The 12024-nt window shown below is 38.7% G+C and carries 12 protein-coding genes; 7 read left to right on the top strand and 5 right to left on the bottom strand.

Translation table 11 applies throughout. The features are described 5' to 3' along the window. The first annotated feature begins 184 nt into the window (after nucleotides 1-184). Together AC1HJP_RS18790 and AC1HJP_RS18785 are read left to right on the top strand one after the other, a co-directional pair. A complete protein-coding gene (locus tag AC1HJP_RS18790; RefSeq protein ID WP_480363098.1) occupies nucleotides 185-1570 on the top strand; it encodes an FG-GAP repeat domain-containing protein in 1386 nt (461 codons plus the stop codon). A 149-nt stretch (nucleotides 1571-1719) separates the two neighbouring features. Then, a complete protein-coding gene (locus AC1HJP_RS18785; RefSeq protein ID WP_480363097.1) occupies nucleotides 1720-2277 on the top strand; it encodes a GNAT family N-acetyltransferase in 558 nt (185 codons plus the stop codon). A gap of 53 nt (nucleotides 2278-2330) precedes the next feature. On the opposite strand, the gene AC1HJP_RS18780 is transcribed toward AC1HJP_RS18785, so the two are convergent. Beyond that, nucleotides 2331-3023 carry an SDR family oxidoreductase gene (locus AC1HJP_RS18780; protein ID WP_480363096.1) on the bottom strand — a complete coding sequence of 231 codons (693 nt, stop codon included), beginning with the start codon at nucleotides 3021-3023 and terminating at the stop codon, nucleotides 2331-2333. 236 nt (nucleotides 3024-3259) lie between these two features. After that, a complete protein-coding gene (locus AC1HJP_RS18775; RefSeq protein ID WP_480363095.1) occupies nucleotides 3260-4828 on the bottom strand; it encodes a DUF3612 domain-containing protein in 1569 nt (522 codons plus the stop codon). 105 nt (nucleotides 4829-4933) lie between these two features. On the opposite strand from AC1HJP_RS18775, the gene AC1HJP_RS18770 reads away from it, so the two are divergent. Further along, a complete protein-coding gene (locus AC1HJP_RS18770) occupies nucleotides 4934-5470 on the top strand; it encodes an aldolase/citrate lyase/malate synthase family protein (protein WP_480363127.1) in 537 nt (178 codons plus the stop codon). A gap of 139 nt (nucleotides 5471-5609) precedes the next feature. On the opposite strand, the gene AC1HJP_RS18765 is transcribed toward AC1HJP_RS18770, so the two are convergent. From AC1HJP_RS18765 to AC1HJP_RS18755, 3 genes are all read right to left on the bottom strand, one after another. After that, nucleotides 5610-6404 (bottom strand): hypothetical protein, encoded by a 795-nt coding sequence (locus AC1HJP_RS18765; RefSeq protein WP_480363094.1) that lies wholly within the window; start codon nucleotides 6402-6404, stop codon nucleotides 5610-5612. Between the two features lie 187 nt (nucleotides 6405-6591). Further along, nucleotides 6592-7113 (bottom strand): GrpB family protein, encoded by a 522-nt coding sequence (locus AC1HJP_RS18760; RefSeq protein ID WP_480363093.1) that lies wholly within the window; start codon nucleotides 7111-7113, stop codon nucleotides 6592-6594. 27 nt (nucleotides 7114-7140) lie between these two features. Next, nucleotides 7141-8415 carry a sensor domain-containing diguanylate cyclase gene (locus AC1HJP_RS18755; RefSeq protein ID WP_480363092.1) on the bottom strand — a complete coding sequence of 425 codons (1275 nt, stop codon included), beginning with the start codon at nucleotides 8413-8415 and terminating at the stop codon, nucleotides 7141-7143. A 191-nt stretch (nucleotides 8416-8606) separates the two neighbouring features. On the opposite strand from AC1HJP_RS18755, the gene AC1HJP_RS18750 reads away from it, so the two are divergent. The 4 genes from AC1HJP_RS18750 to AC1HJP_RS18735 all read left to right on the top strand — a co-directional run bounded on the left by AC1HJP_RS18750 (nucleotide 8607) and on the right by AC1HJP_RS18735 (nucleotide 11795). Further along, a complete protein-coding gene (locus AC1HJP_RS18750) occupies nucleotides 8607-9635 on the top strand; it encodes a WD40/YVTN/BNR-like repeat-containing protein (protein ID WP_480363091.1) in 1029 nt (342 codons plus the stop codon). 78 nt (nucleotides 9636-9713) lie between these two features. Beyond that, complete coding sequence (locus AC1HJP_RS18745; protein ID WP_480363090.1) at nucleotides 9714-10169, top strand: hypothetical protein; 456 nt, start codon at nucleotides 9714-9716, stop codon at nucleotides 10167-10169. 168 nt (nucleotides 10170-10337) lie between these two features. Continuing rightward, on the top strand, nucleotides 10338-11042 hold the full coding sequence (locus AC1HJP_RS18740; RefSeq protein ID WP_480363089.1) for a hypothetical protein: 705 nt from the start codon (nucleotides 10338-10340) through the stop codon (nucleotides 11040-11042). Nucleotides 11043-11051: 9 nt separating this feature from the next. Beyond that, nucleotides 11052-11795, top strand: a complete 744-nt coding sequence (locus tag AC1HJP_RS18735) for a zinc-dependent metalloprotease family protein (RefSeq protein WP_480363088.1) — start codon at nucleotides 11052-11054, stop codon at nucleotides 11793-11795. The last annotated feature ends 229 nt before the right edge of the window (nucleotides 11796-12024 follow it).

Raw genomic sequence — 12024 nt, 5'->3', positions numbered from 1 at the left:
CTAACTCCTAAATTCAATAACGACGCGGATTGTAGCTGATTTTCAGATAAGCGACGAGCACTATCAACTTAAAACATGCTGGGTGCTCATTACATTTGCAACAGTTCATTACAAATTCGAACTTGTTTGCTCTGCAATTAAATCTAAGATAGGACCACACCAAGTTCGAGGAAAGGAATTTAAAATGAAACACACGCTTTTATTGATGGCAGCGCTAAGCGCATCTTATTCAGCGATGGCAGCAAAAGACATTCCAATAAAAACCAATCGCAGCCTGATTGAAACTAAAAGTCCGATTATGTTTGCCTATCATGATGAAGACGCCAATTTAGCTGAGCTTAATCTTGAAAGCATGGAATTTACCAAGCTCGAACTGCCAAAAGATACTTTTGGTTTTGATTACGGCAAGCTTGCGGGATCATCTAAAATCACCGCTTTTGTAATGAATAAAGAAGGCATTTTTTCTGTCGATAAACACGGCACTAGAAAGGTGCTTTCAACAAATGCACTGCTTTCTAAACTAGAATTCGACGAGTTCGAGAAAATCAATTTTATTAGCGACATTAATAATGATGGTCTGAGCGACATTGTTCTGCCTGACTTAACTCACTCAGAGATTTACATTCAAAACCCTGACAGCAGCTTTACTAAGCACACATTCAGCACTGAGCCTAATTTTTCGGGTAATTTTAGCAGTGGTAAATTGCGTCTAGACATTGACCTAACCATGGTGCCTAAAGTATTCGACATAAACCAAGACGGGTTTAATGATTTAGTGTTTCATGACAGAGAGAAAATCGATGTACTTTATGCCAATAAAACAGGCTATGAAAACGCGCTTAAGCCTTTAAAGCTGCCTGTTGAGACGGGCAAACTTGATGACGTTGAAGCGAATCGCCGCATTGCGAAATTACTCGATATCAACAATGACGGTAAACTCGACCTAGTCACACGTTATGCACCAATTGTTGAAGGCATGGACTCACTCGATGTTGAACTCACCTTTCAGGTATTCTACGGACAAAAAGATGGCCAATTTTCAGCAACCCCGTTAACTTTGCCTAAGGCTTCTGGCACCAGTCGCTTTGAGTTCGATAATGATTTTAACGGCGATGGTAAAAGTGAATTACAAAAGTTTCATGTCGACTTTGGTCTAGGCACAATCGCTTCTATGGCACTAGGCGGCGGTAGCACTGATGTTGATGTAGAGATCAGTTTTTATGCGCAAAAGCCTGACGGCACCTTTTCTGAAGAACCAGACTCTGAAAAAGAAGTTGAAATGGAAATTGGCATGAACAGTGATGAAATGGCATTAACTTACTATGCAGGGGATATCAACGGCGATGGCAAGCAAGATGCCGTATTCAAAACCGGCAGTAAAACGCTCAGTGTTTACTATGGCAATGCCGAGACTGTGTTAAATAAAAAACGGGGTAAGATCAAACATAAACTACCTGAAGATGGCAATGACATTAAGCTAGTCGATATCAATAATGATGGTAAGCATGATTTTGTACTTAGATTTCAAGATGATGATGGCAAAAGTACAATTCAAACTATTTTAAATTAGATAGCAAAAGTTTTTACGCTGCAATTGGGAGTGCCTTTGGTACTCCCTTTTTTATTCCAAATTAAAGGGTTGTACCCAACTATTTACTTGTAGAGTCACATTTATTTCATTATCTTTAAAATCAGAAGAATAATAAATCGGTGATATACGTGCAGTATCTTCCTCTCACACACGCGCATTTTCAAGATGTGATCTCACTGGCTAACATCGTTCATGGTGACAACTATATGGACGAACAGAGCCTAACTAAAATGCATCAACAAGGTATCAAGCATGATATTAATGCCAGTTTTGTTGCAATAAATGAACAAAACGAGCTAGTCGGGTTTAGGCTAAGTTATGCCGCAGATCAATGGGACATTGATAAATGGTGTAGTCCAAAACTCTGGCCTGTACTCCCTTCACAGATGGCATATTTCAAATGTATTGCCGTTTCTGAAAAAGCCCAAGGCCAAGGTATAGGCCCCAAATTACTTCACGCCTCTATTGTTGCTTTAAGACAGCAAGGTGCTTTGGCAGGTGTTGCGCATTTGTGGAAACAAAGCCCAGGTAATGGCGCGGTGAAATATTTCACAAAAGCAGGCGGTGAGCTGATAAAGCTTCATGATAATCGCTGGACCGAGTTATGTGATACGCAAGGTTATGTGTGTACAGTTTGTGAAAACAGTTGTCAGTGCCAAGCGGCAGAAATGGCTTTACTTTTTTAAAGTTTAGCTACGCAACATTGCGCGGCTTATAACCGCGCAACTACAGGCTTTTCCTACCAAGGTATTTGATCACCTTTATAACTGTAAAAGCCACCACTTTGGTCGTCAGTTAAAGACTCAATAACTTGCTTTAACCCCAGCGCCGACTCTTCAGCGCTTATCAATGCATTTGGTCCGCCCATTTCTGTTTGAACCCAACCAGGGTGTAGCGCAACCGTTTTAACCCCTTGTGGTAACAAATCGTTTGATAGGCTTTTCACTACTGAATTTAAAGCCGCTTTTGAGCTGCGGTAAATGTATCCGCCGCCTTTGGTATTTTCAGTATGGCTACCAACTCGCGATGATAAAGCTGCGATTATTTTGAGTTCACTATTTAAGACTTGAGTTACAAATGCTTCTGCCAGTTTAGTTGGCGCTATCACATTGGCTTCAAATACCTCTAGCCAAGCATCTACATCGCAATTGCCAAAGCCATAACCTTTTGGTCCATAGAGCCCGGCATTATTCAAAAGCACATCGATTTTTGAATCGGCTAATTTTGCGCTCAAAGTTGCCATTTGCTGATAATCAGTAATATCTAGTTCATAGACCTGGAGCTTTTTGAATTCATTCTTTAATTGATTAAGCAAAGTAGCAGCAACACTATTACGACACGTTGCGATTACTTGCCAATCATCAGCTAAAAAGACCTTGGTCAATGCTAACCCTATGCCACGGTTTGCACCGGTAATAAACACTGTTTTCAATCGAGTTCACCTAATATACCCAAACTTCCTCAAGATGCATGATTCAGAGCGCTGCCTTCTGTTCTAGTTCAAGGAAAAGGACGCAGCGTAATGACGCGTCCTTTCCAAGTTCTTTGACAATGAAATAGGACTGAAAGCACGCTCCCTTGGGCGAGTTTGATTGGCTTTCATACTGCGTTATCAATTTTCGATTTAGAACCACTAGACCTTCAAATCGATGCCTTTCTGACAGCCAATCAATTCTCGCTTAACCTCGTATCTTGAGGTGGTTTGGGTATATATTCAATACTTTGTGCCATTTTGCCATTTTTACATTTGCCATAACACCCTGGCTTTCTTGGGCAGCTGTTACCTCGAATACAAATGACTCTAAGTTCAGACGCTAGCCCCCGCTCTATCCAGTTAATATTAAGAATACGCGCCACACTAAGCAGTTGCTGACGGATATTATGCGGCACAACCGTTGAGCCGCCATGCTTAATACAAAGTGCTTGTAGGTTCTCAACGACAGCTTGCGCATCAGTGCCTTGCGCATCAATGGCAGGATTCAAATCAATGCCCATACACAAAACATGTTTCGCACCAGCTAAGTCTTCGACTAATACTGACTCACAGCAATACAAACGCGTCTTACCATCAACACTCAAAATTGAAAGCTGCGCACTGCTTTCTCGTGACATTTCACCAAACTTTCTAAATACCGCCCAGTGCTGACAGGGGTCTTCAACCTGACGCATATTACCCCAAGGCAGAGGAATACCATTGCCCCGATATACCGCTTTCAACTTACCAGGCTTATACGCATCAAAGTAATGCCAATGTGGGTAGGGTGACACCACAGTCATACGACGCATCGCCACAGACACCGAAATATCAAGTTGTTTATGCACTGAAATATCATAACCATAGCTGTCGAGTAATTGCCTAAATGGCGCTTTAGGACACAGTAATGCGCCAGCAAAAAAGCTGGCTTCAAAGTCCTGCCACGCTTGAAGAATATCTTGCGCATTGGGTGTGGTGTGTAATTCTGTTTCTTTTTGCTCAGTCCCACCAATCGATAATATACACTTAACCCCCTCTTGATTGTGTAACACTGCATGCCCAATATGTACGGCTAAATCATATTTCAATCGGCTTTCTTTCGTCTTTAATTTTTCATTTAAGAACACAAGATTGGGTGCTCTTAAAAAGGAACTGACTAAGCGTGACTTATTAACTTTTTTTACTTCGTTGTGCTTCTCTTTTTCATTAAACCATTTAATTTCTAGGCCTTTTTCTTGAGCAATACGCATTAAATCGCTGGAAGTTAAATAGAGATTTTTATTACCTACTTCTTCTGCTGCGCGCTCTAAGTCAGGAAAGTGATTTTGATGATGTTCTTGGTGGGCACGAATTAATAAATGTGCGAATTGACGGCCACTTATTCCCGTTTGAGACAGCATTTCGGGGATCGCGATTTGTAAAATATCATTACTGAACAGAAAGTTGGGTTCAAGTGCCATACCAGTGATCCCACCGCTTCTGCCTTTATCTGGCGTAATGGTATCTTTTTCAGGCTCACTGTCTAAAAACCACTCTACGGGCTTTTGAAATACTTGGGCCAGGTTCTCGAGCATTTCTTGGCTCGGCGTGCGCTTGCCGCGTTCTATCATAGAAAGGTAAGAAACTGAAGGAGCAGAATAGGCATCAACTCTCACACATCGACTAGATAAATCTTCTAATGTCAGATGGTTACGCTTTCTTAAATTACGTATTTTAGTCCCTAAAAAATGAGATTTCCGCATTAATGTTGATGTTTTTTTCACTGCCGTCCCCTGCTTATATTTTATTCACACAGTAAAAATAGCAGATTTTGTAAAATTTACACTGTGAAATTCTTTTTGTGAAATTATAAAAAATATTCACATACACTGAATTCAACAACCAACAAAAACGATTTAACGAATGAGGTTACGATTATGACAGCACTAACACGCAGTGAAATGACAGATCAAACATGTCAGAAAATGACACTTGCAAAACAATATCTTGATGAGCACTGCCCGCTTGATCAGGGTTCACACACTCAAGTGACACATTACTTGGTTTACTATAATCATCTAATGGCGTTTTTCGCAGATGGTAGTCACTGTGGTTTAGAGCAGCCAAAACAATTCGTTGCCCTATGCGGACATCGTGATGACCCAACAGCTATTTTGCTTAAGAAAAAAGATGGTTTGCATGTTGAACTGACTTTCAACCGTCGAGGTAATGCCGGTCAAATTGATATGGCGCACATTGATGATATTCAAATGGAAACACAACTAAGTAGCGTAGATAGTAATAATGACGCGACTCAACTAAAACGTCTTTGGATTAGCTTTTTAACTGGTATCGAGTATTCAATTGTTCGTAAAGGTCAATCTAAAGCCTATACTGCAAAAGATGGCAGCGAGTATGTGCTGTAAAATCAAATCACAAACAGCATGAAAAATCAGTGAGCACTGTGAAAAAACAGCGGTCGGTGCTCAAATTGCCTAGGGCTATTTCATGTGTGTTTTTGGAATAACGCGAAGTTTAAAAAACATACTCTAGACAAAGACTCTGTTACTTGTGAAAAACTTTACTGCTAAAATCATATTTTACTTTCAACCCTTCAAGCGCAGCTAAAAATTCCTCTTGCTCAAACAAACCGTCAATTATGTTAAATTGACTCTCTAAAGAAGTTGGACTTAATAAAGCTCTGTAATATTGCTCATGAGGTGCTTTTGAGAAATAAACTAAATCTCGCCAATGCGGGTGCAAACTAAAGTAATAATTTAATGTCGCTCGACTGATTACGGCGAGATCAAGGCGTTGCTTAATCAACATTTCTAGCAACTGTAACTCTGAGCTCGTTGGCGTCAGTTTGGCCTTCCCCGCTTTTAAAACAGGTGCAACTCTAAAATAATGATACCCTCTCACCCCTCCAATATTTTTTTCATAAAGCGACTTTTTACCCGAATAATCAAAAGGCTTTTTAATATGAGAAATAAATTCATCTTGATCATGTAATAAAGGCCTGGTCCAGAAAAACTTGGTTTTTTGCTTGTCTTTAAACCACACAGGGTGAACACCTAAGATCATGCCATCTAAGGTATTGTTGGCGATTTCTCTATTGAGTCTTTTACGAGGTACAAATTGAGCGACAAACTGATATTTGCTTTGAAAACGGTTAAAAAGCTCAACTAGTTCAAAATAAAGCCCTGTTTCTAATTCTAATTGTTCAATATATGGCGGTTTTAAATGGTAAACATACACGTAAACTTTTTCAGCAGTGTGTATTCTTTTTCCCTCTTCTTTTGCATTCAGTAACAAAGGCATTAATAACAAAAGAAGTAGAATAACTAAAAAGTTCGGCACGATAATTCTATATTTTATTTATCATTTAATAAGTTATAGACGATTTTTGAGTTTCTACAACTGCTAATTAATTATAAACATCGCAATACCCCACCGCTAAAAGTAAGGATTGCAGCATCTGCACCATCGAAAAAGTTCCTACTAAAGATGAATACACACTCATAAAAACTGATTAAAGCCAGGGTTATTACATTGTGTCTTTGTACCAATTTTTTGCATGCTGTAATTGAGCTTTAATAAACTCATCTTTTAAGGCCATATAAACTTGAATATCGTTATTGCAAGCCTGAGCTGCATTCGTTTTAATCTCAGCATACTGCAAAGCAACTTGCTTATGTGCTTTTAAATAATCTCTAAAAATACGATGTTCAAGCGCATGTTCATGGCCTTCTTCAAAAATATGCACATGGTGGGTTCTTTGCTGGCCACCCTTTTGAAAGTAACGTCGTCCAACAATGCCATTCTCTCCCTTACCGACAAACCCAAGCGCCGTAAATTGCGCAGTGAGATTATCTAAAAGGTCTAAACTTTTCACTTCAACAAGTATGTCGATTATGGGTTTAGCACATAAGCCAGGTACTGATGTACTTCCTATGTGTTCAATCGAAATCACTTCATCTTCAAGTAGAGATGTTAGTTGTTGTTTAACCTCTATAAACATTGCAGGCCAAAGTGGGTTATACTCAACAACTTCAATAATTCTTGCCATTCACTTTAACCTTATAATTTGGAAGAATTAGTTAAGAGGAATAACACAGTTTCTACCATTATCTTTCGCTTGATAAAGTGCCCTATCGACTCGAGAAAACACATCATCGAAATGCGCATCTTCGCAACTGAACTCTGTAAGCCCAATACTGACCGTAAGCTGGATTTTTTGAGCGCCGCATAGTGAAGATGACTCAACTTTACTTCTCAAACGCTCAGCAACATAGCCGCCAGCATTGATATCTGTATAGGGTAACAATATTGCGAATTCTTCCCCGCCAATACGAGCGAACGTATCTTCTTTTCGCAACAGGTCTTGTACAATCGAAGTAAGACTTTGAAGTACTTCATCGCCTATAGGGTGACCAAACTGATCATTAATATTTTTAAAAAAGTCGACGTCAAAAGTGAGCAAACTAAAGCTAGTATTTTGCCGTTTAAAAATGCTAAATGCTTTCTCTGCCTCTTTTAAAAAATAGCGACGGTTGTAAATACCGGTTAAATCATCCGTGTTAGCTAGACGTTTAAACTCTTCTTTTAATTTGTAAATCTCAGTTACATCAGTTGAAAAGCCAATGAGTGAACGCTTTCCTGCCATGGTCACTGGTACTTTCACACTTAAATAATGTTGAGTTTCTCCATTATCAACCATAACTTCCTCAACTCGTTGAACTTGTTGTTCTGCTATGGCTTTAGAATCGCTCGCATGAAAATGCTCTGCGGTGTCTTTTGGCAAAATATCTTGCTCTTTTTCACCAATTATCTGCTCTGAATCTAGACCGAATAAGTCCGCGACTTTCGAGTTAACATATAAAAAACGTCGCTCCTCGTCTTTCATATAAACATAAGCTTCTACATTATCTAGAATCACGCTCAATAGCTGTTTTTGTTCTTCAACTTGCTTTCTGAGGCGCTTTTCTTCGGTGATATCATGTGCGATACCTACCAAGCCAATGATATTTTTTTGTTCATCGAATAGTGGGGTTTTAATAATTCGGTAAACTCTTTGCTCTGAAGTATGACGAACAAAGTTAGATTCTTCAGAGACAACTTGCTGCTTACCAGAAAAAACTTTTCTATCATTTTCAACTATTTGCTGAGACATTGACAGGTCAAAAAACTCGTTATCTTCTTTGCCTATAATGACATCTTTTAAACATCCAAATAATAATTCAACTTTGTCATTTGCATATATGTACTTCCCTTGCATGTCTTTTGCGAAAATATAAGCCCCTAAGTTGTCACATATATTAGACATTAAAGAAGTGGGCTCTCTAGTGGCGTTATCTTGTATATTTTCCAAAAAATTATCCCTTATAGATTTTCATCTTTTTTGAACGTTCTTTCAGTAATATTTCTTTATGAACAGTGCAAACTTAGCACAACTAAAACAAATAGAAACTGATTTGCGAGTAATCACTTCACTTTTAGGCTTGATTAATTGATTCTATTCAAGATATAAATTGTATACAGTATTTAATTTTGGTTTTAAGTATGTTTTTACGATTTCTAATTATCTTTACTCTTTTTTTCGCCTTTTTTACTCAGGCACTTGATATAAAAGTGCATACGCTGCCAGTTCAAAGCGAGCTAAGAGCAAGTGCAATTAGCGGAGAGCTTATTTGGGTTGCAGGTAATGAGAATACTATCTACAAAAGTTTAGATAAAGGTAAGACCTGGATTAATAGTGGATTCAAGTCTAATCAAAACTTTGATTTCAGAGACGTAGAAATCATTAATGACCAAACCGCCATTGTGATGGCGGCAGGATACGGTGAAGATTCAGCGTTATTCATCACCAACAATCAAGGGAAAAACTGGAGATTACTCTATCAAAACCCTGACAAAAAAGGCTTTTTTAATAGCATCGCCTTTGTTGACAGCAAGCTAGGTTTTCTGATGGGCGACCCAGTTAAAGAACACTTTATGCTAAAACGTACAACCGATGGAGGCGAGACTTGGCAGCCCATTGACATGACACATTTTCCAGAGATTGAAAAAGATGAAATCGCATTTGCCGCTAGTGGCAATACACTCATTACTGATCGCCAAAACGCAATCTATTTTGTGACAGGTGGAAACCAAGCTGCGATATATCAGTACAATTATAAAACCAAATCGAGTCATAAAACCCAACTTCCCCTGCATAACAAAGAGAGTACATCTGGTGCTTATAGTGTCGCGTTCAATAGTAAAAATGATCTGTTTGCACTTGGAGGCAACTATAAAAAAAGACAAGGTCCATATGAAAATATTGTGTTAATAAATAAGAATGGCCATCCAGTCAATCAAGCGGTTAACTTTGGTGGTCTCATTACAGCTATGCAATGCTCTGACAACATTTGCATTGCTGTTGGTAAATTAAATAGCTACATGTCAAAAGACAATGGTTATCAATGGCAAGCCTTAACAAGCACTGGCTTTGACGGGTTTTATACTTTAGCCCAAAGTGAAGACATATTTGTTGCCGCAGGTACACAAGGTAAAATAGCAATCATAAAGCAAGATAGCTCATGGTTTTGAGCACTAAATATCTTGGTTTTTTTCAGCACAGCAGCTTATCTTTAAACTAGGTCTGTATGTTTATTTTGAGGAACTAAAGTGCATACTATCGAAAGAACACTGTATCAACTCAGTGCTGATGACATTTGTGTTTACGCTATTGTTAGAGGCTCATGGAGCTATAACGAAGCGTTCCTGTTCAGCAAAGACTTTCTAGACATCATTAAGACATTTGAAGGAAAGCCTTTTACACACTTAGTCTATTTTGATGAGTTCACTTTTTCTGTACCAGAAATTGAAGAAATCATACAAAAATTAGTCGATAAATTGGTGTCTAAAGGCCTAAGATTTACTGCTCAAGTTATCCCGCTCGAATACTACAATATCACTCAGTTTCAGCTTGCCAAAATGACACAGACTAAAGGCTTGTTTGTCAAAAAGTCTTTTAATTGCCTAATTGATGCACAAGATTGGTTAGAATCTCAATCTTTCAATGTACCTCATCAAAATGGCCACTTTGAATGCGAAATTTTTAAAAGTTTAAAAACAGGGTGATAACAAAAGGTTAAAAAATGTAAACACCATAAACCCATGTTTATTATAAATTTGATCTATAATTAACGTTTAAACCACACCTAATTAAAACAATTAATTTACAATTGTGATTGATAAAGGTGCAAAGATAGGTATAAATTGTCCCTCTTTTGAACTGGAGGCGGCAACATGAAGCGTATCTTATTTATCTCATTCAGCGTTGTGATCATAATCGCTACATTCATCTTTACTAAGCAAAGTGAAGATAAGCAAAATATTGTCATCGTACAAACCAGCAAACCTGGTGAAGTAAACGTAAGCCCCCCTTCTGTACTTGTTGAAAAAGAAACGCACATTGACGCAGCTAAACCCTTAAAAAAAACTGATGTCGGATCTGAATTTTATGCAATCAATAAACTATCAGAAAAAGCTAAATCTGTGCTTTCTGAAGCGGGTGTGTTGCCATCAGATCTAAATAACGAGGCTTACGTTGAATTCGACCTTCCCTCTCTTCGAGCATTGGAAGCGGGCGACAATTTTGAGCTTATGATCCCCCAGTCGACAGAAACCTTTATCGCTGAAGTCACATTTATTGATGTTGCGGGTAATGGCGATAGAAGTATTTTTGGTAATGTGACTGGTGCAGATGGTCGCTTTCACACCACGGTTTTAACCGTAGGCAAAGATGCGGTATACGGCCAACTGACCGCGCCAAGTGGAAATTATGTATTTGAATCTAAAGACCAATATGGATGGATCGCTGCAAAACGGGACTTGTATAGAAAGCACGTTGAGTTCGAGCATTCTGAGTCTGAACATCACTCAGATGCACAACACACGGAGCATGAAAAAACTGACATTTTTGCTCCTCAATTAAACAAAACTGACAAGTAAGGAATACAGATGAAAACATCACTTAAAACTCTGGTCGCTGCATCTGCAATTGCGTTCTCTGGTTTCGCTTCGGCGGTTACCATTGATATCGGTATTTTATATACAGATCAATCAGCAGCTAAAACTGCAAACATCAATACTAAAATCAACCAACTGATTGCCTTTTCAAATCAGGTATATCAACAAAACGGCGTTGATATTCAACTCCGCTTAGCTGGTAGCCAAAACCTAGGAAACTACGCTATTACACCTGAATCTGGCTGGCTAAATTCTGTAACAAACAGCACTTATGTTGCAGATCTTCGCAACACTTGGCGTGCTGATATGGTCGCAGTGCTAGGTACAGGTGAAAGCGCTGGTAATGGCTTAATTTCATGTGGTTTAGCTTGGGTTGGCCAAGGTTCTAACGGCAACTTATATAGTTCAATGAGCGATCGCATGTTCAGCATTACAGCTATCGATTGTGGTGCAACGACATTTGTACATGAACTAGGCCATAATCAGGGGCTTGCTCACTCACGCAAGCAAGGTGATACATCTGGTGGTGTGTACGTTGATGGTATGGGCCACGGTGTACAAAACAACTTCGCAAGTATCATGGCTTACCCACATGTGTTTGGATCAGCAACTCAGTATGATTATTTTGCAAACCCAAATTGGTCTGTAAATGGCGTACCGTATGGTGTTGTAGGTCAAGCATATGGCTGGAAAACGGTAAACGATACCAAATACAGTATTGCTAACTTTAAGTAATATTATATAAAAATAAAGTGAGGTGCATTTAGCACCTCACTACTAAAGTGCTTGCATTACATGCCGCACACATATTTACACTATTTTATTCCTTTTCTAAGAATAAATAACTTTTCTCTAAAGTACTTAAAAAATAAGTCGATAACTTGGCATTGTCATGTTTGCTTGATATCCTGAAAAAATACATCAGCGCTTGTTCCAAAAGTACTGTTCAGTTTTTTGCAAAAAT

Source organism: Pseudoalteromonas sp. NFXS53, from assembly GCF_056629255.1.
The sequence above is the reverse complement of the archived record's forward strand: the minus strand, read 5'-3'. Positions and strand labels throughout refer to the sequence as shown.